Below are 21,759 nucleotides of genomic sequence, written 5' to 3'. Positions count from 1 at the left end.
CGCGACCCCCGTCGTTCCCGACGGTCGAGGAGGCCGTGGGTCGCGCCAATACCAAACGAGGCCATATACCCCGATGACGACTCCGAACCATGCCACCCCTCGTCCTGTCGCCCTGATCATTCTCGATGGCTATGGCCATAACCCGGACACTGCCGATAATGCCGTGGCCGCCGCTAACAAGCCGGTCATGGATCGGCTGTGGCGGGAACGGCCCCATACCCTGATCCACACCGATGGTCGCCATGTGGGGCTACCCGAGGGCCAGATGGGCAACTCCGAGGTCGGCCACATGAACCTGGGTGCAGGGCGCGTCGTCTACCAGGAACTCACCCGCATCACCAAGGCGGTGGAGGACGGCGACCTGGACGGCAACGCCTCCCTCACCGATGCCATCGATGCCGCAGTGGCACAGGGCAGGGCCGTGCATCTGCTGGGCCTGCTCTCTCCGGGTGGGGTGCATAGCCATGAGGATCATATTCTCGCCATGGCCGAGCTGGCCGCTCGACGCGGGGCCAGGCGTATCTACGTGCACGGTTTTCTCGACGGCCGGGATACGCCGCCCAGGAGCGCACAGGCCTCGATCGAACGCACCAATGCGAAGCTGGCCGAACTGGTCGGCGCCGACAATGGCGGCGTCGCCTCGCTCATCGGCCGTTACTTCGCCATGGACCGCGACAACCGCTGGGATCGTGTCGAGAAGGCTTACCGCCTGCTCACCGAAGGCCGCGGCGAGTACGAGGCGGCCAGTGCCGAAGAAGGGCTGCGCGCCGCCTATGAGCGTGGCGAGAACGACGAATTCGTCAGCGCCACCGTTATCCGCACCAACGGCGAGCCCGCCAGCATCGTCGACGGCGATGCCGCCATCTTCATGAACTTCCGCGCCGACCGCGCCCGGGAGCTGACCCGGGCCTTCGTCGAGGATGACTTCAGCGGCTTCGAGCGCCGGGCTCGCCCTACCCTGGCAGGCGGCAGCCTGGTTACCCTGACCCAGTATGCTGCCGACATTCCCGCTCCGGCCGCCTTTCCTCCGGCGACACTGCACAACACCCTTGGTGAAGTCATGGAGCAGCGCGGCCTGACCCAGCTGCGCATTGCCGAGACCGAGAAATACGCCCACGTCACCTTCTTCTTTTCCGGTGGTCGCGAGGAGGCGTATCGCGGCGAGACCCGGGTGCTGGTGCCCTCCCCGCAGGAGGTGAAAACCTACGACGAGAAGCCCGAGATGAGCGCCGAAGAGGTCACCGACCGTTTGGTGGAGGCCATCGACTCCGGCGACTACGACCTGATCGTCTGCAACTACGCCAACGGCGACATGGTCGGCCACACCGGCAAGTTCGATGCCGCGGTCAAGGCCATCGAAGCGGTGGACGCCTGTGTCGGTCGCGTGGTGGAAGCCATCGAACGCGTAGGCGGCGCCTGCCTGGTCACCGCCGACCACGGCAACGCGGAGCAGATGGTGAATCCGGAAACCGGCGTGGCGCAGACCGCCCACACCACCTTCGACGTGCCCATGATCTATGTCGGCACCCAGCCGTTACGCCTGCTCGATGATGGCTGTCTCTGCGACATCGCCCCGACCCTGCTCACGCTGATGAACCAGTCCATCCCCGAGGAGATGACCGGCCGGGTATTGATCGAGCCGGCATGATGAGTCAGGCCTGGAAACCATGAGCCGAAAACGCCTCCGCCCGACCCGGCGGCTCCTGCTGCTGAGCCTTGCCGTCGCGCTGGCGATGGGCCCGGCTGCGACACAGGCCGCCCAGCCGAGCGAGCGTGAAGCCCGTGAGCGCCTGGATGCCATCGGCAGCGAGATCCAGGCGGTCAGCCGGCGGCTCGGCGCGACCCGGGAGGCACAGGACGAGGCAACCCAGGAGCTGCGCCAGGTGGAGACGGCGCTGGCCGAAACCCACGGCCGCCTGGACGCGATCCAGGCCGACCGCCAGGGCCTGAGCCGGGAGATCGCCGCGCTGGAGGCGGCCCGCGAAACGCTCGAGGAGGAGCGCGCCGAGCAGAGCGAGGCCCTGCAGGTCCAGCTCGATGCGCTGTATCGGCTGGGCCTAACCCCCCAGTTGAAGCTGCTGCTCAATCAGGATGATCCGGCACGGCTCGATCGCTTGCAGACCTACCTCAACCACCTGGCACGCGCCCGCAATGCCCGCCTCGACGAGATCGCCAGCCTCGACGCCCAGCTGGCCGAGAACCGCCGCGAGCAGCACGAACGCGGTCAACGGCTCGACGCCCTGGCGGACGAGCTGGCCTCGCGTAGCGCGGAGCTTTCGCGCCGCATGGGAGAGCGGGAGCGGCTGGTGTCGGACCTGCAGGATCGTTACAGCGATGAGCAGACACGTCTGTCGGCCCTCGACCGGGACCGGACCGAAGCCGAGCGAGTGCTGGAGCAGGTGCGCCAGGAGATGGCCCGGCTGCAGCGCCCTCCTCCCTCCACCGCCATCGAGCAGACCCAGGGCGAACTGCCCTGGCCGGTCCAGGGCAGCGTCACCTCGAGCTTCCGCCGTGGCGACGGGGTACACCACAACGGCATGCTGATCCAGGCTCGCGAAGGCACGCCGGTCAAGGCCGTCCATGCCGGCCGGGTCGTCTTCGCCGACTGGATGCGTGGTTTCGGTAACCTGTTGATACTCGACCACGGCGATCAGGTCATGACGCTGCACGCACACCTTCAACAATTCAATGCCGAGGTAGGCCAGGCCGTCTCCAAGGGCGATACGATCGGCACGGTGGGCACAAGCGGTGGGCACGAGTCTTCGGCGCTGTACTTCGAGGTCCGTCGTAACGGCGACCCCATTGATCCCCAGGCCTGGATTGCCAGACGATGAGATACGCTATTTCACAAGCCCCGGAGCAAGGGCTATGCTGGTCAGCCTCGTCTCGATACCGCGGAGTTCGCATGTTTTTACGTTCTGTCGGCTTACTGACCGCCTCCCGGCGCCTGATGGCGGCGCTGCTGCTGGCACTGCCGCTTGCCGCCCTACCGCTGACCGTCAAGGCCACTGCACCGGCCGATGAGCTGCCGCTCGAGGAGATCCAGACCTTTGCCGAAGTCTTCGAGCGGATCAAGCGGGCCTATGTCGAAGAGGTCGATGATCGCACGCTGTTACGTAACGCCATGCGCGGCATGCTCAGTGAACTCGACCCCCACTCCGCCTACCTGGACCGTGATGAGTTCCAGAGCCTGCGGGAAACCACCGAAGGGCAGTTCGGCGGCATCGGCATCGAGGTGGGCCTGGAAAACGGCCGGCTGACGATCATCACCCCCATTGATGATACCCCCGCTTCCCGTGCCGGCCTGCAGGCCCGGGACACCATCCTGAACATCGACGACACCTCCACCGAACGCCTGTCGCTGCAGGAAGCCGTCTCGTTGATGCGCGGTGCGCCGGGCAGCGAGATCACCGTTACCATCCTGCGCAGCGGGGAAGAGAGCGCCTTCGATGTGACCCTGACCCGCGAGATCATTCGTACCGAAAGCGTGCGCAGCGAACTGCTGGAGACGGGTTACGGCTACCTGCGGGTCAGCCAGTTCCAGAACCGCACTGGCGAGCAGGTCAACAGCGCCATTCGCCGAATGGAGCGTGACGGCCCGCTGGACGGCCTGATACTCGACCTGCGCAACAATCCCGGGGGCGTTCTCCAGGCCGCCGTGGCCGTGGCCGATGTCTTCCTCGAAGGCGGCCTGATCGTTTACACAGAAGGGCGCCTGCCCGACACCGAGATGAGCTTCTCCGCCAGTCGCGAGACGGCAGCTCCCGACGTCCCCCTGGTAGTGCTGATCAACGGCGGCAGCGCCTCGGCGGCTGAGATCGTCGCCGGCGCTCTGCAGGATCAGCGTCGCGGTGTGATCATGGGCACCGATAGCTTCGGCAAGGGATCGGTGCAGCAGATCATGCCCCTGGGCAACGGTGAAGGCCTCAAGCTGACCACCGCGCTCTACTACACACCCAACGGACGCTCGATCCAGGCGCTCGGCATCGAGCCGGACGTGGAGGTGGTTCGCGGCCGGGTGGAAGTGACCGAAACGGGCCGCCAGCTGCGCGAAGCCGACCTTGAGGGCCATCTTCGCTCACGCGACGACCCCCGCGATCGCCAGGCAATGACGGAGCGACTGCGCGAGGACTACCAGCTGGGCGAGGCACTCAACCTGCTCAAGGCGCTGAACGTGCTCGACCGGCGCGACAGGTAGCCGCTAGGCGTCTGTCGGATTTGACCGGCTCTCGCCGTAGATCAGCGTTAAGTCCGACAGGCTCCTAACGGCAGGCGGCGGGCAGGCGCCCGCGGTGACCAGTCGCCTGGCGCATCAACAGCCGCTTGACCGGCACCAGGCGATCGACGCCCGAAAGGCCGAGGTTGCGTGCCAGGGTCAGGGCCGGATGGCGGCTGCCGAAAAGCAGGCGAAAGCCATCCATCAGCGCCAGCATGGTTGCATTGTCGCCGCGCCGCCGCCGCGTATAGCGGGCCAGCACACTCTCGTGCCCGATCGACATTCCACGTCGCCGCGCCGTGAGCACCTCTTCGGCCAGCACCGCCACGTCCATCAGCCCCAGATTGACCCCCTGGCCGGCCAGGGGATGGATGCTGTGGGCGGCATCGCCCACCAGCACCAGACCCGGCTGCCCATAGGTCTTTGCATGGCGCTGGGTCAGCGGTACGGCAAGAGCCCGATCCACGACCTCTACCCCGCCCAGGCGCGACTCGAAGGCCGCGGCCAGGGCATGGCCCAGCGCATCCGGCGTCAGCTCGACCAGCCTTGCGGCCTCCGGCGGCGACGTCGACCAGACGATGGAGCAGTAGCGGTCGTCACCATCGACGGTCAGGGGCAGGAAGGCGAGCGGGCCGGTCGGCAGGAAGACCTGCCGTGCCACACTGCCATGGGCACGCTCCGTGCGTACGGTGGTCACCACGGCCATGTGCCCGGTGTCATGGGCGCTGACCTCGATCCCGGCCAGGGTCCTCAATGGCGACTGGGCCCCGTCGGCGGCCACCACCAGCGGCGCCGAGAGGCGCTGGCCATCCTCCAGCAGCACCTCACGCCCCGCCGATGTCGTTTCCAGCCCGGAGACCCGTGCGCCGTACCGAACCGCTACGGTCGACAGCTCGTTCAGGCGGGCCTCCAGCGACGCCAGGATCACATCATTTTCGACGATATGCCCCAGCTCCGGCACGCCGGCCTGCTCGGCGGTGAAGGCGACTTCACCGCTGCCTTCACTGTCCCACACCTGCATATGGTGGTACGGGGTCACCCGCCGCGTCTGCATCCAGGACCAGACACCCAGGCCCTGCAGCAGGCGCTGCGACACCGGCGTCAGCGCGCTGACCCGCATCGCCGGCCGGCCGCGCCCCACCGCCTCGGCGGCCAGCGGTTCGGCGCGGGCATCAAGCAGCGCCACCGATACCCCGGCCTGGCCCAGCAGGGCCGCCAGGGTCGCGCCCACCATGCCAGCGCCAACGATGATGACCTCGAAGTGCGTGCGCGCTTCTCCATCCGCTTGCGTCATCTCACACTCCCTTCTTGTCATGCTTGCTTCCGACTGCGGTAACCATCAACGCTCCAGTCCCATGGCGCGGCGGGCCAGCCCCCGCCGTAGCGGGCCGACCAGATTGAGTCCCACCAGTCCTGCCGCCCGCAGATGTGACAACGGAGTATTGTCGATGCCGAACAGCCGCACCAGGCCATCGCTGAAGCGAACGACATTGTGCCGGTCGACGATGCGCCGAGCCTCGAAGTCGCGCAGGGTGAGCATGCCACCCACGGCTTCCCCATTGTCCAGTGCCAGCTCCAGGGCGGCCACCAGGTCCGTCACGCCTCGCAGCGCCAGGTTGAACCCCTGGCCCGCAACAGGGTGCAAGGAATGGGCGGCATTGCCCAGCACCGCCAGCCCAGGCCGGATCGCTTCACGTGCGGTAACCAGCGAAAGCGGATAGGCGTGACGACTGCCGACCCTCCGGAAGCGACCGGCACGATCGCCGAAGGCCCGTTGCAGCTCGGCCAGGAAGTCACCTTCCCCCAGCGCCAGCCGCGGCCCTTCACGTCCCGCCTCATGGGTCCAGATCAGCGCCATCTGCTGTCCCGGCAGCGGCAGCAGGGCAATGGGACCCTCCCGGGTGAAACGCTCGTAGGCCGTACCGCCATGGGGCTGGCTCATCTCGACGTTGGCGATCAACGCCACCTGATCGTAGGGAACCTCGTCGCTTCCGATCCCCATTCGCTCCTTGAGACCGGAGCGTCCTCCATCGGCCAGCACCGTGAGCCCCGCCACAAGCTCGCTGTCGTCAGACAAGGTGAGACAGTAGCCCTCCGATTCGGGCTCGATGCGCTCCACGCTGGCAGGGCAGTGCCAGGCCAGGGGAAGCTCGGCCAGGCGATGGTGAAGCACCCGCCCCATCCAGGCGTTGGGAACCACATAGCCCAGAGCCGTCTGGCCAAGCTCCTCGGCCAGCAGCCGCGTCACGCCCAGCCGCCCCCGCTCACTGACATGGATACGCGAGATCGAGGCGGCCTGCTCGGCCATCGCCGGCCAGAGCCCCATGTCGCGGAAGCGCTGGGCAGACCCCTGGGCGATGGCGCTGGATCGGGCGTCGAAGCTGGGTTGCCAGGGCGCACTCACCGCATCCAGCATCGGCGCCGCCTCGATCACGGCCACCCGGAGCCCATGTCGCTCGATCAGCGGGGCAAGCGCACAGGCCAGGCTGGCCCCTACCAGGCCACCACCGACGATGGCGATATCCACGTTACGTGGCTCATTACGCCGCTGGGCCTCAGCACTGTTCATTTTACGCATCCTGCCGCAAGACATGGTTCGTAATGTAAATTACATAATGGCATTCCATCCTCCATTCCGGGTGATCACTTCTTCACCATCAAGGCCTCGATTTCGCGCACTCCCTTGGGAACGCCAGCCGTCAGCACCTCATGACCGGAATCGGTCACGGCCACATCGTCTTCGATACGGATACCGATACCGCGGAACTCGGCCGGTATATCGTCATCGGCAGGAATATAGAGTCCGGGCTCGACGGTCAGCACCATCCCCGGCGCCAGGGGACGAGGCGAGCCGCCCTGGCGATAGGCACCCACATCATGCACGTCGAGCCCCAGCCAGTGGGACGTCGAATGCAGGTAGAAGCGCTTGAAGCTCGCGTCCTCTATCCGCGCCGACACCTCGCCCTGCAGCAGACCCAGGCGAATCAGGCCCGCCGTGAGGTCATGCACCACACCCTCGTGGATCTCGATCAGGGTAACCCCTGGCTGGATAGCCGCCACGGCACGCTCCTGGGCCTCGAGCACCACCTCGTAGAGGGCGCGCTGGGCCTCGCTGAATCGTCCACCAACGGGGAAGGTGCGCGTGATGTCCCCGGCATAGAGGTCCAGCTCGGCGCCGGCGTCGATCAATACCAGTTCGCCATCACGTAACGGTTGGTTGTTCTCGATGTAGTGCAGCACACAGGCGCTGGCACCGCCACCCACAATGGTGGCATAGGCCGGGCCGCTGGCGCCCTGCCAGCGGAACTCGTGCTCCAGCTCGGCCTGCAGATGATACTCCGCGAGACCCGGCCGAGACGCACGCATGGCGCGCACATGCCCCCGCGCCGATATTTCCGCCGCATGTCGCATCAGCGCCAGCTCACCCTGGCTCTTGATCAGCCTCGCCTCGTGCAGCAGGGGGGCCAGGTCGGCAAAGGCATCGGCCGGCCGCGCACCCTGGCGCGCCCTTGCGGCCAACTGGCCCCGCACCTCGTCGGCCAGCGCCATGGCTTCAGGGTCCGCCAGCATCAGGTAGAGCGTGGTGCGCCCATCGAGCAGTGCCGCCAGCAGGTCGTCGCGCTCGGCATTCTCGAAGGCCTGGTCGACCCCGTGCTCGCGTACCGCGCCTTCCGCCCCAAGCCGGATACCGGTCCAGGCCTCCAGCGTCGGGTCACGGTCCTGGCAGAACAGGACGCTTTCGCCGTCACTGCGCCCCGGCAGCAGCAGCAGCAGCGCGTCGGGTTCGGGAAATCCCGTCAGGTAATGGAAATCGCTGTTCTGGCGAAACGGGTAGTCGCTATCACGCGAGCGGGTGACGAGGGAGGCCCCCATCAGCAGCACGGCACTGTCGGCGGGCAGCTGCGCCATCAGCGATGCGCGGCGGGTGCGATACTCGTCGTTGGAGATGGCCGCGGGGCGGGGCAGGGGGTCTGGCAGCATGTCGGCTCCTGGCATCGGTAGGGAGACTTCTGGGACTCGGGCGGTCAGTGCTGGGTGGGCTCACCCGCTTCCACCTGCGGCTGCCCCGGCCGCTGTTCGGTATACAGCAGCATGGCGGCCATGCGGGCGTGTTCGGTCAGCGCGAAGAGGTCATTCTCGTTCTCGGCGCTGTCATCGATATCGGTATCCATGGCGGCCAGTGCCGTCAGGTCATCGATGGCTTCGCGCAGTGGCGCCGACCAGCCCTCGCGGGGCTCGGAGCCGGCATCCTCGATCACCTCGAGAAACCCCAGTGTCCATTCACGCAGCCCCTGGGCGCGCTCGGCCAGGGAGTAGAGTTCATCGGGCAGCAGCGGCTCGTAATTCAGCGAACTGTCCGCCAGCGTCTCCAGGGTGAGTCGCCGCCACTCCAGCAGGGCTTCACCGCTTTCACGATCCCTTGGCTGTTCTACCCCCAGTCCCAGGCAGACCTCCTCCAGCCAGCCACTGGCGCTCAGCTCGTTCAGGGCCAGCGAGGCGCAGAGCCTGCCGTCGAGAAAAGCGGGCGACTGCATGCTGCCGTGCAGCAGGAACAGGTCGGCGATGGTGGAAAAATCGGGCCGTTCGTCGATCGATGACATGACAACTTCCGTATGACAGGCTGTGAAGTGGGGCATCCGGACCATCCCACCGCGCGTTGACCGCCCGTGAGAGCCTCTCTTATAGTGTCCGGATGCCACGTCTTGATTGATAGGATGTTAACGCATCGGGCTGACAAGCCGACACCGGAGCCCTCCATGAGCGATGACGCCTCTCGGCCAACCGCCGAGATCACCCTGCTGGGTCGCCACTATGTGTTCGCCTGCAATCCAGGCGAAGAGCACAAGCTGGACCGTGCCGCGCGCTACCTGGACCGAGCCATGCTTGGCATCCATTCCCAGAATACCCTGTTGGGTAGCGAACGCGTCGCCCTGATGGCGGCACTCAATATTGCCCACGAGTTGCTGGAAGTGCTGGAAGAGCGTCGCAGCGGCGAACAGGAGCTCAACCGACTCAGCGAGCAACTGGAGCGCGCCCTGGCGAATACGTTGCCGCCTGATCGGGTCCCCGCCGAATGACGTTGGACGGACTGGCCAGCTCTGATAGGATGAAGGTGTTCCCTGGGGTGTTGGCCAGTCGTTATAGTCCCTCGAGCCTATGCGCAATACCCAGGGCGGCCATTTGCTAGCCGGACCCGTGTGCATGTCCGTGCGACGGAAAGCCTGACGGTTCGGCTGCGGCCACCCACCTTGAACCAAGGGTTCAAGGGCCAGAATGACAGCGGCACTCTGGGGAACCCCATCGCATCATGAGCAACCTGTCCAATCCCTTCTCATCCGATCTGCCCGACTCCCGGCGCCAGTTGCGCCAGGCCTTGCGGCGCCGCCGCCGATCGCTCAGCCCGCGTGAACAGCACGCCGCGGCGCAGGCGCTCTGCCGTCGCCTGCGCCGGCTGCCCGAAGTGGTTCGCGCCCGCCGCGTGGCGCTCTACCTGCCCAACGACGGTGAAATCGACCCGCAGCCGCTGCTCTCCTGGCTGGCGAGCCGCTCGGCCCGGGCCTACCTGCCGGTACTCAAGCCCCTGTCGCACAACACCCTGTGGTTCGTTCACTATCACCGGGGCACACCCATGGTTCGCAATCGGTTCGGCATTCCCGAACCCGAGACGCGGCACGGCGCCCACCGGGCACGACGCCTGTCGACCTGGGCCCTGGATCTTATCCTGCTGCCCCTGGTGGGCTTCGACGACCAGGGCGAGCGCATGGGCATGGGTGGCGGCTTCTACGACCGCAGCCTGGCGTTTACCCGCCGTCATGGCCCTCGGCCGCGGCTGATCGGCCTGGCCCACGACTGCCAGCGGGTGGAGCGGCTACCGGTTGCCCCCTGGGACGTTCCGCTGGACGCCATCGTCACCGACAAGCGGGTCGTTCGCCCCCGCAGGTGAAAAACCTGTCATGAAAAAGCCGGCCGTTGCATGAGCACCGGCCGGCTTGTTCTAGAACATTGTTTTTTTGATCCTGCTTTATCTGATCATGGCACTGACTGCCGTATTACCCACCCGTCAGCGCCTGGGCATAGCCAGTCACCACAACGCCAATGCCGAAGGCCAGCACCAGTGCCATGACCAGATCGGGCTTTCGCTTCATTGCCTGCTCCCCTGAATTGTCTGCATGGAAGGCGCCGCAGCGTACCGCGACAGGGGGACTATAGGCCCTGAGGCACCGCCAATACAACCGATTCAGGCGTCGATTACATAATGAAACCCTCGCCATTTCGGGGCTTTGCTGTAAGCCGCTACTAACTTGGGCAGGCGGGGCGAGGCTCGCTGCTCAGGCCATGAAAAGGCGATAGGCCGGGTTGTCGGACTCCTTCCAATAGCGGTAGCCAATTTCGTCGAAGTACTCCTCCACATGGCAGCGGTCGCCGTTAGGCACCTGCATGCCCACCAGCACCCGGCCATAGGCGGCACCGTGGTTGCGGTAGTGGAACAGCGATATGTTCCAGTCCTGGGGCAGATGGGTGAGGAAGTTCATCAAGGCACCGGGGCGCTCGGGGAACTCGAAGCGGTAGACCTCCTCCTCGAAGTGCTCCTTGGGCCGACCGCCGCCCAGGTGGCGAATATGCAGCTTGGCCAGCTCGTTATCGGTGAGGTCCTCTACCGGATAGCCTGCCTCGCGCAGCTTCTCGATCACCGCCTGGCGATCCTCGCCGCCCGGCTTGACCTGAACCCCGACGAAGATATGGGCCGCCTCGGGGTCGGCATAGCGATAGTTGAACTCAGTCACCATGCGCCGGCCAAGCGTCTTGCAGAACTTCTTGAAACTGCCGGGCTTTTCGGGAATCGTCACGGCCAGGATCGCCTCGCGCTGCTCGCCGAGCTCGGTACGCTCGGCAATGTGCTGCAGACGATCGAAATTGGTATTGGCCCCGGAGTTGATGCACAGCAGGGTCTGGCCTTCGACGCCGGTTTGCTGAATATACTTCTTCAGGCCCGCCAGGGAGAGGGCGCCGGAGGTTTCCGACACCGCCCGGGTGTCATCAAAAATGTCTTTCACCGCGGCGCACATCTCGTCGGCGGTGACAGTGATGACGTCGTCGACCAGATCGCGCACGATCTTGAACGGCACCTTGCCGATCTGCGCCACCGCCACGCCTTCGGCGAAGACGCCAACCTGGCTGAGTGTCACGCGCTTGCCTGCGGCTAGCGCTGCCTTGAGGCATGCGCTGTCCTCGGCTTCCACGCCAATGACCTTGATATCGGGGCGCAGATACTTGATGTAGGCCGCCACCCCGGCGATCAGGCCCCCGCCGCCCACCGGCACGAAAATGGCATCCAGTGGCCCACTGTGCTGGTGGAGGATCTCCATGGCGATGGTGCCCTGGCCGGCGATGACATCGATGTCGTCAAAAGGGGGGATATAGGTGTAGCCGTGCTCGGCGATCAGCTCCTGGGCGTGCTCGGCCGCGGCGGCGAAGGCATCGCCCTTGAGCACCACCTTGGCGCCCCGGGCGCGTACCGCCTGGACCTTGATCTCAGGGGTGATGCGCGGCATGACGATGATGGCCTTGACGCCCATCAGTTTCGCCGCCATGGCGAGCCCCTGGGCATGGTTGCCTGCCGACGCCGCAATGACCCCCTTGGCCTTCTGCTCCTCGGTCAGCTGCGCCATCTTGTTGTAGGCGCCGCGGATCTTGAAGGAGTAGACCGGCTGCAGGTCCTCCCGCTTGATCAGGATGGTGTTGTTGAAGCGCCGCGAGAGGAAGGGGGCCGGTGAAATCGGCGTTTCCCGGGCAGCTTCATAGACCCGGGCCTGGAGAATCTTCTTGACGGTGGCTTCTAGCATCCTGATATCCCAGAGGAGTGACGCGGAGGGCTGTGCTGCAGTGCAGAGAACCCCTATTGGTAGCATCCTCGCAGGCATGGCGTCCAGCGCACAGGCTGCAGGACCAGGATAATCGGAGTCACCCATGGCAGGGACGCCGGGGGGAGGGCGCCTCCTCGCAGCCCTGTCGACGGAACAGTGCCGAGCGATGCTGCCATCGGCAGAAGAGGGCCACTGGCCTATAATGTCGCGGCAATCGCCACTCATCACAGACAGCGAGCATCACATGACCCAGGACGAACTGAAGGACGCAGTAGCCGCAGCCGCCATCGACGAGATCGAGCCCTGGCTCGAGCGCGATACCATTCTCGGCATCGGCACCGGCTCTACCGCCAATCGGTTCATCGATCGCCTGGCCCGGCTACGTGACGACTTCAAGGGCGCGGTGGCCAGCTCCGAGGCCAGTGCCGAGCGCCTGCGCGGTCATGGCATCGAGGTCTTCGAACTCAACAGCGTCGGCACCGTGCCTTACTACATCGACGGTGCGGACGAAGTGAACGCTCACCTTCACATGATCAAGGGCGGCGGGGCGGCCCTCACCCGCGAGAAGATCGTCGCCGCCTGCGCCGACCGGTTCATCTGCATTGCCGATGCCTCCAAGCGGGTGGAACGGCTGGGCGACTTCCCGCTGCCGGTGGAGGTGATACCCATGGCACGCTCCTATGTCGCCCGCGAGCTGGTCAAGCTGGGCGCAGATCCGGTCTATCGCGAAGGGGTGGTCACCGACAACGGCAACCAGATTCTCGACTGCTACGAATTCATGATCGACGACCCGGTGGCCATGGAGGCCAGGATCAATGCCATCGTCGGTGTGGTCACCAACGGCCTGTTTGCCGCCCGTGGAGCCGACGTGCTGCTGCTGGGCAGCGACGCCGGCGTGGAGCGGCTGACGCCGGCCTGAGGTGCCCGGATACCGGGATCATTCCGCTGGCTTTCAGGCAGGCGAATCCAGACGCGACTCCAGACCATGGAAGTAAGCACTTACTCACCCAGCAGCGCAGACAAACCGGACATGGTGCGCCCCAGGGCGCCCCGGTTCGCCGCCATCACCGCCTGGCCGGCCTCGGCCAGACGATGGCGTTCGGCTTCATCGATGAACAGGGCGACCAGCGCCTCGGCCAGGGCTTCGCTGTCGGGGACTTCCACCAGGGCGGCGGCTTCACGCAGTGTCTCCGCCACGTCCTCGAAATTGGCAAGCTCGGGTCCCGTGAGCACGGGCACCCCCATGGCCGCTGGCTCCAGCAAATTGTGTCCACCGATCGGCACCAGGCTGCCGCCGACGAAGGCCAGGTCCGCCGCGCCGTATAGGGAGAGCAGCTCCCCCATGGTGTCGCCCAGGTAGACCGCCGTACGGGCGTCAGGCAGCTCATCCCGGGAGCGGCGTGCCATGGCCAGGCCGCGCTCCTGGCACAGGGCCGCCACGGCATCGAAGCGTTGGGGGTGGCGGGGCACCAGGATCAGCAGGGCCGAGGGGTAATGTTGTCGGAGCCGGGCATGGGCCTGCAGCAGCAGCTCCTCTTCGCCCGGGTGAGTGGAGCCGGCGGCCCATACCGGGCGCGAGCCAAGTCTGAGACTTAGCTGTCGGCTCAATGCCTCGGTCCCGGCGGTGGGTGTCAGGTCGTACTTCAGCGAGCCCACCACATCGATAGCCACCTGGGCCATGCCCAGCGACCGGTAACGCTCGGCATCGGCAGCGGACTTGGCGGCAAGCCAGTCAACGTGGCTCAGGGCATCCTGCATCAGCGGACGCAGCCGGCGATAGCCGCGGTAGGCCCGGGGGGAGAGACGTCCATTCACCACCGCCGTCGGTATTCCTCGTTGGTGGCAGGCCGCCAGCAGGTTGGGCCAGAGTTCGGTCTCGAAGAAGATCGCCAGCGCCGGATTCAACCGGTCGATGAAGCGGCGGGTCGCACCGGGAAAGTCCAGTGGCACGAAGTGGTGGTCGAGCGGTCCATCGGCCGCATCTGGGGTCGCCGACTCTCGCAGCGCCTGGCTCAGGGCGAGGACACGCTCGGCGCCGGTCGCGGTCATGGTGGTGACGATCAGGCGGTGCTCGGGGTAGCGAGCCAGCAGGGCCTCGATCAGCGGCCTGGCCGCCAGGACTTCCCCCACCGAAGCGCAGTGCAGCCAGAGGCCAGGCTCCACGGCGGACCGACGGGGCAGCAGCCCGAGCCGCTCCCGCCGGGGGTTTGTGAGCACTTGCTCACGCCAGACGCGCTGCCATATCAGCGGTGAGAGCAGATAGAGCGCCGTCGAATAGAGGTGGCGTGCCCAGGGTCGGCCTCGGCGTTGCATCAGCTCTCGCGATCCAGGATCGTCGAGATCATCGCCGTGGTCGACACGCCGTCCTCGAAGCCCAGCACCATCACCTCGCCGCCGGCGGCACGGACCGCATCGCCGCCGGCGATCTCCTCGGGGCGATAGTCGCCGCCCTTGACCAGCACATCCGGGAGTACCGCCTCGATCAAGCGCTGCGGCGTGTCTTCCCCGAAGGGCACCACCCAGTCCACCGCCCCCAGCCCCGCCAGGACCTGCATGCGCCGCAGCAGCGGGTTGATGGGCCGCTTGGGGCCCTTGAGACGACCAATGGAGGCGTCGTCGTTGACCGCCACGATCAGTCGATCGCCGAGCCGGCGGGCATGCTCCAGGTAGGCCACATGGCCGGCATGCAGGATATCGAAGCAGCCGTTGGTCATCACCACCCGCTCGCCGCGGGCCTGGGCGGCCCGCACCGCCTCGATCAACGCGGGCTCCTCGATCACACCGAACTCGGCCAGCTTGTCGCCGTGCAGGGCCGTGTAGAGCTCGGCGATGGAGAGCGTCGCCGTGCCCGGCTTGGCCACCACCAGGCCGGCGGCCAGGTTGGCCAGGGTCATGGCCTCGGGGAAACCGTGGCCGGCGGCCAGCGCCAGCCCCAGCACGCCGATCACGGTGTCGCCGGCACCGGTCACGTCGTAGACCTCGCGGGCCCGGGTGGGAATATGCAGGGGGTCGTGCCCGGCCCGGATCAGCGTCATGCCCTTCTCGCTGCGGGTGATCAGCAGGGCCTCGAGTTCGAGCTCCACGCACAGCGCCTCGCCCCGGGCAGCCAGCTCGGCGTCGTCGCGGCAGTGACCGACCACACCTTCGAACTCGGCCAGGTTGGGCGTGATCACACTGGCCCCCCGGTACTTGCGGAAATCGCTGCCCTTGGGATCGACCAGTACGCGCTTCCCCGCAGCCTTCACCCGCTGGATCAACGCCTCCACCTGATTGAGGGTCCCCTTGCCGTAGTCGGAGAGGATCACCAGGTCGCTATCGGGCAGGCCCTGCTCTACCCGGGCCAGCAGGCCGGAGGTGTCGACATTTTCCAGGCCATCCTCGAAGTCGAGACGAATCAGCTGCTGGTTGCGGCTCATCACCCGCAGCTTGGTGATGGTGGGGATGCCTGCGCTGCTCTCGAAGTAGGTCTCCACCCCGGCGGCCTCCATGCGGGCGATCAGGCGCCGGGCATTGTCATCGTCACCGACCATGCCGCTCAGGGCCGCGTGAGCCCCCAGGGAGGCGATGTTGAGCGCCACGTTGGCCGCGCCACCGGGGCGGTCCTCGCACTCTTCGACCCGGACCACCGGTACCGGCGCCTCCGGCGAGATACGTGAGGTGGCGCCGTGCCAGTACCGGTCGAGCATCACATCCCCTACCACCAGTACATGTGCCTGCTCCAGCGCAGTCAGATCAAGCTTCATCGGGTGTCTCCGTTTCCTTGCTCTCGTTCGGCCCTGTCAGCAATGCATCGAGCCGTTGCACGACATCGTCGACACGAACCAGGGACATGGCGTCGGGATGACGCACGCGCTGGCCCCAGGTGATCTCATCGGGCTCCTTGTGGAGGTAGGCGCGTACCGCCTCGGGGTAGCGATCGACCACATGCTCGCGCCACAGGTAGGGCGCCGCCCGGTCGGGATTGGTGGTGGCATACAGACCGATGACCGGGGTACCCATGGCGTTGGCCATATGCACCGGCCCGGAATCGGGGGCGATCACCACCCGTGCCCGGCCGATGAGGGCCAGCAGGCCCTTGAGCGAGCTTTCGCCGATGACGTCGATCACCGCCTCCGCTCGACTCAATGCCCGAATGCGCTCGCCCACTTCCCGCTCCTGGGTGCTGCCACCGCCTGTGAGAACCGTTTTCAGGCCAAACTGTGCCCAGGCGTGCTCGATGACCGCCGCATAGCCCTCGGCGGACCAGTTGCGGAAGTTGCGCAGCCGTGGATTGGCACAGGGGCTCATCAGCAGGTAGGGGTGGTCACCGGTCAGCCTGCGGGCCTCCTCCTCGGCCTCGGCCGGCACCGGCAGGTCCCACGCCAGTCCCTGATCCTCGACGCCCAGCAGGCGAGCGAAGTCCATGAACGACTCCAGCACATGGGCCTGTGGATGTGGCGCCAGCTGGCGATGGGTGAACCAGTGCTGGGCATCCTTGGCCCGCGCCTTGTCGAACCCCACCCGCACGTCGGCCTTCAGCCCCAGGGAGAGTACGCTGGCCCGCAGCGCCTGCTGCATGTGCAGCAGCACGTCGAAGCGGGTATCACCGAGCTGGCGCCACAGGCGCCGCATCCCGGCAAGGCCGCTGGCCTTGTCGTAGACGACGAACTCGACCCCCGAGAGGCCGGCCAGTAGACTGTGTTCCGCCTTGCCGATGATCCAGGTGATGCGAACATCGGGCCACTGCCGCTGCAGCGCTCGGATGGTGGGGACCAGATTGCACACGTCGCCCAGTGCGGAGAGGCGCAGCACGGCGATATGGCGAGGTTGGGCAGGCAGAGGATGCTTCATGCACTTGGCAACATGTCGGACGGGAAAGGTTTTCATTCTATATGATGCGGACAGTCTATGTGACGCCAACCTGACGCCACAAATCGACCCGCTGCTATTCTCGCCGGCCCATTGGCGTGAAGCGGGCCGTGTGCTGGGCGAAGCGCCTGGCCGCGGCAGCAGCCTGTTCCTCGACGCGGACGGCGCACAGTGGGTGCTGCGCCCTTACCGCCGCGGCGGGCTGGTGGCGCGGTTTGCCCGGCAACGCTACCTGTGGACCGGCCTGGAGCGAACCCGAGCGTTTCGCGAACTGCGCCTGACCGCCGAGCTCTACGCCCGGGGCCTGCCCGTGCCCAGGCCGGTGGCCGCCGCCGTCACCCGCCACGGACTCTGCTATGAAGCGGCGCTGATCACGGTGCGCATTACCGCCGCCCGCTCCCTTGCCGACCGCCTCATCGAAGGCAGCGCCAGCGATGCACTCCTCGAGGCGGTGGGTCGCACCATCCGTCGCTTCCACGACACCGGCCTCGATCATGTCGATCTCAATGCCCGCAACCTGCTGGTCGATGCCGAGGAGCGGGTCTGGCTGATCGATCTGGATCGCTGCCGGTTGCGCACGCCCGGCAGCTGGCAGGAGGCCAACCTTCGACGCCTTGACCGCTCCCTGGCGAAGTTCGGCGCCGGCGAAGCCGGTGCGACGATTCGCCGGGGTTATGCGGACGTCACCACCGCCTGGCGAGGTTGACCGCGCTCGGGATAGACCCGCTGAAGCAGCTCCTCGAGACCCAGCAGGATGTCCGTCTTGCCCGGCATTTCGCCACTGCGCAGGAACACCGCCTCGTGGCACTCCTCGTAGCGAGGCCAGTAGCGATAGGGCAAGGTGCGAAAGAAGATCCCCAGAGTCGGGGTGTGGGTGGCCAGGGCCAGGTTGCGCACCCCGGTATCACCGCAGACCAGCACCGAGACCGCGGCCATCCAGGGGGCCAGCGCCTCCAGGGACAGGCGAGGCTGAATATCGACGTTGGTGTGCCTGGCCGCCACGTCGGCCAGGAAGTCGCCGGACTCCTCGGCCCTGTGTCCTTCCAGCAGAACGTGGCGGTAGCTCGGAAACTCGCGGGCGGCCTGGTCGATCAGGCGACACCAGGAGTCCAGGGAGAGGGACTTGCCCGCCACCGAGGCAAAGGGGAAGTAGACGATCGTGGCCTCTGCCGACGACGGCCGATGACGCGGCATGGCGAACTCCAGCGGGTAGCGTGGCTTGTGCCCCATGACCTTGAGGAAGTCCAGCAGCACCTCGGCTTCATAGTGATAGTTCGAACGCCGCAGTCCCACGTCATAGAGCAGGTAGTTCATCAGTCCACGGTAGGGAAACCCCAGCTTGATGCCAGCCGGAGTCGTCAGGGCCAACACCCGCGAACGCGAGGTATCCGCCAGGTCGAAGAGAATATCCACGGGCTCGAGGGCCCGCAGCGAGCGCCACTGCTCGGTGAGGCTTCCTGCCGTCTCCTGCACGAAGACCTCATCCACCAGGTCCTCGGGCACGGCATAACGGTAGCGGCTGACGGTGGCCAGGGTCACGTGGGCCTCGGGGAACAGCCGCCGCAGCTCCACCAGGAAGGGCCGCGCGGCCATGTAGTCGCCGAAGGCACACTGGCGGATCACCAGGATACGTCTCACCTGCTCTACCGCCGTGCTCTCCAGCCAGCGTCGTCCGCGCCGGCTCAGGTAGGCGCACTTGTCGGTCCAGGCTCTCACTCGTCTCGAGCTCCCTGAGAATTTTCGTATTCATCGACCAGGCTGGACACATGGGCCGCCAAGGTAAAGTCCGCCAGCACCCGGTGGCGTGCCGCCTGCCCCAGCTGACGTCGCAGCTCGGGGTCACGCCCCAGCTCTGCCATGGCTTCGGCCCAGTCCCCGGGGGCTTGCGGTGACGCCAGACGCCCGCATGTATTATCGAGCAACTCCGGAATGGCGCCGCTATCGGTACCGACCACGGCCTTGCCGGCGGCCATGGCCTCGATGACCGTGAGACCGAAGGCCTCGTTGCGTGACGGTACGCAGACGATATCCAGCGCTTCGAACAGCCTCGGCAGGTCGCGGCGAAAGCCGGCAAAGTGAATTCGCGTTTCCAGGCCCAACGACGCGACTTGAGCCTGCAGCCGCGATACATAGGCTTCATCGCTGCCCTCGGCGGCGGTGAGGCCACCGATGACGACGCCATGCCAGGCCAGATCCGGATAGCGCTCGCGCAGCAGGCCCAGCGCCTCGATCCAGAGGTCCTGGCCCTTGCCATCGGTCAGCCGACCGGGCAGGCCGATGGCCACACTCGTGGCAGGCACACCGAGTTCGCGGCGCAGGGCGTCGCACACCGCCTCGCTCAGCCGGGGGCGATAGGGCTCGGGGTCGATGCCGAGATAGAGGCGCTTGATCCGCTCCGCCGGCAGGGGGAAGGCCGCGACATTGCGCGCCCGCGTCGCTTCGCTGATGGCAAACAGCCGGGTGACCCTGCCATAGGCCCAGCGGTGGTAGAGGTCCTTCTTGGCGCGGGTGACCCCCATGTGGTCGGTGAAGAACAGCTTCAGCCCCGGCTTCAGTGTCGCCAGCAGGGCTCCCAAGCGCAAATCGCTGGACTTGTGGCAGTGCAGCACGTCGATGCCCTGTCGTTTCAGGTACGCAAGCACCCGGCCGACCTGCAGCAGTGCCCGACCCCGGCTGGGCACCGTCAGCGGTTCGATGCCCGCCTCGACCAGGCTGGCAGCCACCGCAGAGCCGGCCAGCGCGAGGCCATGGGGCTCCCACCCCTGGCGCTTCAGCTCGGGTATAATCCGTCCAGGATACATTTCCAGTCCGCCCCAGCCATCCGAAAGGCAGATATGCATTACCTTGTGCGACAAGGTTGTCTCCTTCTTCGGCCACCGGGGCACGGGAGCCCAGATGACGTCTTCTTCCAACGGGGGCAATCCCCGCGAATCGACCCGTATACTGGTCGTGCGTAACGACAAGGTCGGCGACTTCATGCTGGCCTGGCCGGCGCTTGCCTGCCTCAAGGCCGCAGCGCCCACCCTGCATGTCTGCGTCCTGGTCCCAACCTATACGGCACCTCTGGCCCGGCTGTGTCCCTGGGTCGACGAGGTGATCCTGGACCCGGGCGCCGACGCCGGTCGCGATGCGCAGCGTTCTCTGCTGGAGCGGCTTCGAGCGGGTCGCTTTGCGGCCCTGCTGACCCTCTATTCGACGCCGCGTATCGGCTGGCTGGGCTGGCGTGCCGGCATTCCACTACGCCTGGCGCCTGCCACCAAGTGGGCGCAGCTATTCTACAACCATCGCGTCACCCAACGCAGGTCCCGCTCCACCCGGCCGGAGTATGTCTACAACGTCGAGCTGGCCGACGCGCTGCTGCTCGCCCTGGGCATGGCGCCAGCCGCTCGCCCGGAACCACCCTACTGGCCGCTTCCTGCCGGCACGGCCACCGCCCAGAGGGCCCTCCTCGGCCAGGAGCTGGGCATCGATACGACCCGCCCCTGGGTCTATCTGCATGCCGGCAGCGGCGGCTCGGCGGTGAACCTGACACCCGGGCAGTACGCCGAGCTGGCTCGCCTGATCGATGAGCGCGCAGGCGAAGGCAGGCCCATCTGGGTCATGACGGCGGGGCCCGGCGAGGAGGCCACCGCCGGTGAGCTGCGCAACCGCCTGGTGGGCGATGGCCTCGAAGCGGTCGTGCTGCCGCCGCGGAAGGGGCTGGGCGACTTCGCGATGGCTCTCGCGGCGGCCGACCTGCTCATCGCCGGCTCCACCGGTCCACTGCATATTGCCGGCTGTCTCGACCGGCCCACCGCAGGCTTCTATCCGGCCCGCCGCTCCGCCACCCCGCTGCGCTGGCAGACCTGCAACAGCGAGTCGCGGCGCCTCGCCTTCAGCCCCCCGACGGGTGCCGCCGAGTCCGACATGGCCACGATCGACCTGGACGCGGCGGCCAGTGTCATCAGCGACCTGGTGCGTCGTCGGGAGGAGGCGACGTCCGAGTCCTGACCCAGAGGTCAGCATACTTGGCGAAGGTCGAGTGGGCCGAGAGCAACGCCAGCAGCAGGCCCTGGCGCCCGTCCAGGAAGCCGGCCTTGAACAGATACATGCGCAGAAAGCAGCCGATGCCATGCCCGATGCCGGCCGCCAGGCTGCCCCGCTTGCCCCGCGCCGCACGCTGCTCGGCCCAGGCCTGGGCGTAGTGGGCGGACTTCTCCAGGTAATGGCGCAGGTCGCGGTAGGTGAAGTGGAGCAGGTCGCCCTGAAGCGGTTTCACCGTCAGCCGCTCCGGATTTTCCAGCTTCTCGTGCACCAGGGAGGCGTTGTACCCGGCACGCTGGCGCGGATAGAGCCGTGCCACACGATCCGGATACCAGCCCGAGTGGCGAATGAAGGCCCCGAAACACCAGGAGAGGCGCGGCAGCGTATAGATGGCCGGTTCGTTCAAGGCCACGGCGGCCAGGATGCTGTCACTCAGCTCGGGCGTTACCCGCTCATCGGCATCGATCATCAGGATCCAGTCGCTCTCCACCAGCGCCTCGGCGCGCTGGCGCTGCACGCCGAAGCCCTGCCAGTCGTCCTCGACCACGACCTTATCGGTGAAGGCCCTGGCGATGTCGCGGGTGGCATCCACACTGCCGGCATCCACCACCACGATCTCGTCCGCCCAGCTCAGCGTCTCCAAACAGGCTCGGAGGTGCGCCTCCTCGTTCTTGACGATCAATACGGCAGCCAGGCTCATGGGCCCTTCCTTGTCAGCTGAGCGGGGCCTCAGTTTACTGGTGCCAGCGCCGAGGCGGCAAACGACACCTTTCTACCACCGGGCACGGAGCACGACTTTTGGTGCAA

At 66.5% G+C, this 21,759-nt stretch carries 19 protein-coding genes and 1 other RNA gene; 9 read left to right on the top strand and 11 right to left on the bottom strand.

Features of this window, described 5'->3' with window-relative positions:
- The first annotated feature begins 73 nt into the window (after positions 1-73).
- From gpmI to KZO25_RS14275, 3 genes are all read left to right on the top strand, one after another.
- A complete protein-coding gene (gene gpmI, locus KZO25_RS14285; protein WP_223137471.1) occupies positions 74-1,648 on the top strand; it encodes a 2,3-bisphosphoglycerate-independent phosphoglycerate mutase in 1,575 nt (524 codons plus the stop codon).
- 19 nt (positions 1,649-1,667) lie between these two features.
- The gene (locus KZO25_RS14280) at positions 1,668-2,834 is read left to right on the top strand and encodes a murein hydrolase activator EnvC family protein (RefSeq protein ID WP_223137470.1); all 1,167 of its coding nucleotides are present in this window, start codon (positions 1,668-1,670) and stop codon (positions 2,832-2,834) included.
- A gap of 71 nt (positions 2,835-2,905) precedes the next feature.
- Positions 2,906-4,198, top strand: coding sequence for a S41 family peptidase (locus KZO25_RS14275; protein WP_223137469.1), 1,293 nt, complete (start codon positions 2,906-2,908; stop codon positions 4,196-4,198).
- Positions 4,199-4,262: 64 nt separating this feature from the next.
- Here the strand turns inward: KZO25_RS14275 and KZO25_RS14270 are convergent, their stop codons facing one another.
- The 4 genes from KZO25_RS14270 to KZO25_RS14255 all read right to left on the bottom strand — a co-directional run bounded on the left by KZO25_RS14270 (position 4,263) and on the right by KZO25_RS14255 (position 8,817).
- Positions 4,263-5,510, bottom strand: coding sequence for a UbiH/UbiF/VisC/COQ6 family ubiquinone biosynthesis hydroxylase (locus KZO25_RS14270; protein WP_223137468.1), 1,248 nt, complete (start codon positions 5,508-5,510; stop codon positions 4,263-4,265).
- A 45-nt stretch (positions 5,511-5,555) separates the two neighbouring features.
- A complete protein-coding gene (gene ubiH / locus KZO25_RS14265) occupies positions 5,556-6,785 on the bottom strand; it encodes a 2-octaprenyl-6-methoxyphenyl hydroxylase (protein ID WP_410505411.1) in 1,230 nt (409 codons plus the stop codon).
- Positions 6,786-6,859: 74 nt separating this feature from the next.
- Complete coding sequence (pepP, locus tag KZO25_RS14260) at positions 6,860-8,197, bottom strand: Xaa-Pro aminopeptidase (protein ID WP_223137466.1); 1,338 nt, start codon at positions 8,195-8,197, stop codon at positions 6,860-6,862.
- 44 nt (positions 8,198-8,241) lie between these two features.
- Positions 8,242-8,817, bottom strand: a complete 576-nt coding sequence (locus tag KZO25_RS14255; RefSeq protein WP_223137465.1) for a UPF0149 family protein — start codon at positions 8,815-8,817, stop codon at positions 8,242-8,244.
- Between the two features lie 156 nt (positions 8,818-8,973).
- Between KZO25_RS14255 and KZO25_RS14250 the strand changes: the two genes are divergently transcribed.
- The 3 genes from KZO25_RS14250 (at position 8,974) to KZO25_RS14240 (ending at position 10,160) form a co-directional block, all read left to right on the top strand.
- A complete protein-coding gene (locus KZO25_RS14250) occupies positions 8,974-9,294 on the top strand; it encodes a cell division protein ZapA (protein WP_223137464.1) in 321 nt (106 codons plus the stop codon).
- A 36-nt stretch (positions 9,295-9,330) separates the two neighbouring features.
- Positions 9,331-9,515, top strand: a non-coding RNA gene (gene ssrS / locus KZO25_RS14245) — 6S RNA.
- A gap of 9 nt (positions 9,516-9,524) precedes the next feature.
- Positions 9,525-10,160 (top strand): 5-formyltetrahydrofolate cyclo-ligase, encoded by a 636-nt coding sequence (locus tag KZO25_RS14240; RefSeq protein ID WP_223137463.1) that lies wholly within the window; start codon positions 9,525-9,527, stop codon positions 10,158-10,160.
- 385 nt (positions 10,161-10,545) lie between these two features.
- Here KZO25_RS14240 and ilvA read toward each other — a convergent pair whose 3' ends face one another.
- Positions 10,546-12,060, bottom strand: a complete 1,515-nt coding sequence (gene ilvA, locus KZO25_RS14235; protein ID WP_066446004.1) for a threonine ammonia-lyase, biosynthetic — start codon at positions 12,058-12,060, stop codon at positions 10,546-10,548.
- Between the two features lie 265 nt (positions 12,061-12,325).
- Between ilvA and rpiA the strand changes: the two genes are divergently transcribed.
- Positions 12,326-13,000 (top strand): ribose-5-phosphate isomerase RpiA, encoded by a 675-nt coding sequence (gene rpiA / locus KZO25_RS14230; RefSeq protein WP_223137462.1) that lies wholly within the window; start codon positions 12,326-12,328, stop codon positions 12,998-13,000.
- Positions 13,001-13,080: 80 nt separating this feature from the next.
- Here rpiA and waaA read toward each other — a convergent pair whose 3' ends face one another.
- From waaA to KZO25_RS14215, 3 genes are read right to left on the bottom strand one after another with little or no spacing between them, the layout of a single operon-like run.
- Complete coding sequence (gene waaA / locus KZO25_RS14225; RefSeq protein WP_223137461.1) at positions 13,081-14,394, bottom strand: lipid IV(A) 3-deoxy-D-manno-octulosonic acid transferase; 1,314 nt, start codon at positions 14,392-14,394, stop codon at positions 13,081-13,083.
- Positions 14,394-15,824 (bottom strand): bifunctional D-glycero-beta-D-manno-heptose-7-phosphate kinase/D-glycero-beta-D-manno-heptose 1-phosphate adenylyltransferase HldE, encoded by a 1,431-nt coding sequence (gene hldE / locus KZO25_RS14220; RefSeq protein ID WP_066446012.1) that lies wholly within the window; start codon positions 15,822-15,824, stop codon positions 14,394-14,396. Before hldE ends, waaA begins: the two co-directional genes overlap by 1 nt.
- Positions 15,814-16,911, bottom strand: coding sequence for a glycosyltransferase family 9 protein (locus KZO25_RS14215; RefSeq protein WP_223137460.1), 1,098 nt, complete (start codon positions 16,909-16,911; stop codon positions 15,814-15,816). Before KZO25_RS14215 ends, hldE begins: the two co-directional genes overlap by 11 nt.
- On the opposite strand from KZO25_RS14215, the gene KZO25_RS14210 reads away from it, so the two are divergent.
- Positions 16,910-17,635, top strand: coding sequence for a 3-deoxy-D-manno-octulosonic acid kinase (locus tag KZO25_RS14210; RefSeq protein WP_223137459.1), 726 nt, complete (start codon positions 16,910-16,912; stop codon positions 17,633-17,635). The genes KZO25_RS14215 and KZO25_RS14210 overlap by 2 nt on opposite strands.
- On the opposite strand, the gene KZO25_RS14205 is transcribed toward KZO25_RS14210, so the two are convergent.
- A complete protein-coding gene (locus KZO25_RS14205) occupies positions 17,602-18,645 on the bottom strand; it encodes a glycosyltransferase family 9 protein (protein WP_223137458.1) in 1,044 nt (347 codons plus the stop codon). The two genes, KZO25_RS14210 and KZO25_RS14205, sit on opposite strands and share 34 nt — an antisense overlap.
- Positions 18,642-19,784, bottom strand: a complete 1,143-nt coding sequence (locus KZO25_RS14200) for a glycosyltransferase family 4 protein (RefSeq protein ID WP_262489031.1) — start codon at positions 19,782-19,784, stop codon at positions 18,642-18,644. Before KZO25_RS14200 ends, KZO25_RS14205 begins: the two co-directional genes overlap by 4 nt.
- A gap of 40 nt (positions 19,785-19,824) precedes the next feature.
- Here KZO25_RS14200 and KZO25_RS14195 point away from each other — a divergent pair, with 40 nt between their 5' ends.
- Positions 19,825-20,919, top strand: coding sequence for a glycosyltransferase family 9 protein (locus KZO25_RS14195; protein WP_223137457.1), 1,095 nt, complete (start codon positions 19,825-19,827; stop codon positions 20,917-20,919).
- On the opposite strand, the gene KZO25_RS14190 is transcribed toward KZO25_RS14195, so the two are convergent.
- The gene (locus tag KZO25_RS14190; protein ID WP_223137456.1) at positions 20,873-21,652 is read right to left on the bottom strand and encodes a glycosyltransferase family 2 protein; all 780 of its coding nucleotides are present in this window, start codon (positions 21,650-21,652) and stop codon (positions 20,873-20,875) included. The genes KZO25_RS14195 and KZO25_RS14190 overlap by 47 nt on opposite strands.
- Between the last annotated feature and the right edge of the window lie 107 nt (positions 21,653-21,759).

Origin of the sequence: Halomonas sp. ANAO-440 (assembly GCF_019915905.1) — a bacterium.
Lineage (GTDB): Bacteria > Pseudomonadota > Gammaproteobacteria > Pseudomonadales > Halomonadaceae > Halomonas > Halomonas chromatireducens.
The sequence above is the reverse complement of the archived record's forward strand: the minus strand, read 5'-3'. Positions and strand labels throughout refer to the sequence as shown.

What these genes read in the sequence shown, in the direction of transcription:
- pepP (WP_223137466.1), bottom strand. Translation starts at nt 8,197, where the DNA reads ATGCTGCCAGACCCCCTGCCCCGCCCCGCGGCCATCTCCAACGACGAG.
- KZO25_RS14195 (WP_223137457.1), top strand. Translation starts at nt 19,825, where the DNA reads ATGACGTCTTCTTCCAACGGGGGCAATCCCCGCGAATCGACCCGTATA.
- KZO25_RS14240 (WP_223137463.1), top strand. Translation starts at nt 9,525, where the DNA reads ATGAGCAACCTGTCCAATCCCTTCTCATCCGATCTGCCCGACTCCCGG.
- KZO25_RS14210 (WP_223137459.1), top strand. Translation starts at nt 16,910, where the DNA reads ATGCACTTGGCAACATGTCGGACGGGAAAGGTTTTCATTCTATATGAT.
- ilvA (WP_066446004.1), bottom strand. Translation starts at nt 12,060, where the DNA reads ATGCTAGAAGCCACCGTCAAGAAGATTCTCCAGGCCCGGGTCTATGAA.
- waaA (WP_223137461.1), bottom strand. Translation starts at nt 14,394, where the DNA reads ATGCAACGCCGAGGCCGACCCTGGGCACGCCACCTCTATTCGACGGCG.
- KZO25_RS14190 (WP_223137456.1), bottom strand. Translation starts at nt 21,652, where the DNA reads ATGAGCCTGGCTGCCGTATTGATCGTCAAGAACGAGGAGGCGCACCTC.
- rpiA (WP_223137462.1), top strand. Translation starts at nt 12,326, where the DNA reads ATGACCCAGGACGAACTGAAGGACGCAGTAGCCGCAGCCGCCATCGAC.
- KZO25_RS14270 (WP_223137468.1), bottom strand. Translation starts at nt 5,510, where the DNA reads ATGACGCAAGCGGATGGAGAAGCGCGCACGCACTTCGAGGTCATCATC.
- KZO25_RS14275 (WP_223137469.1), top strand. Translation starts at nt 2,906, where the DNA reads ATGTTTTTACGTTCTGTCGGCTTACTGACCGCCTCCCGGCGCCTGATG.
- gpmI (WP_223137471.1), top strand. Translation starts at nt 74, where the DNA reads ATGACGACTCCGAACCATGCCACCCCTCGTCCTGTCGCCCTGATCATT.
- KZO25_RS14215 (WP_223137460.1), bottom strand. Translation starts at nt 16,911, where the DNA reads ATGAAGCATCCTCTGCCTGCCCAACCTCGCCATATCGCCGTGCTGCGC.
- KZO25_RS14280 (WP_223137470.1), top strand. Translation starts at nt 1,668, where the DNA reads ATGAGCCGAAAACGCCTCCGCCCGACCCGGCGGCTCCTGCTGCTGAGC.
- KZO25_RS14255 (WP_223137465.1), bottom strand. Translation starts at nt 8,817, where the DNA reads ATGTCATCGATCGACGAACGGCCCGATTTTTCCACCATCGCCGACCTG.
- KZO25_RS14250 (WP_223137464.1), top strand. Translation starts at nt 8,974, where the DNA reads ATGAGCGATGACGCCTCTCGGCCAACCGCCGAGATCACCCTGCTGGGT.
- ubiH (WP_410505411.1), bottom strand. Translation starts at nt 6,785, where the DNA reads ATGAACAGTGCTGAGGCCCAGCGGCGTAATGAGCCACGTAACGTGGAT.
- hldE (WP_066446012.1), bottom strand. Translation starts at nt 15,824, where the DNA reads ATGAAGCTTGATCTGACTGCGCTGGAGCAGGCACATGTACTGGTGGTA.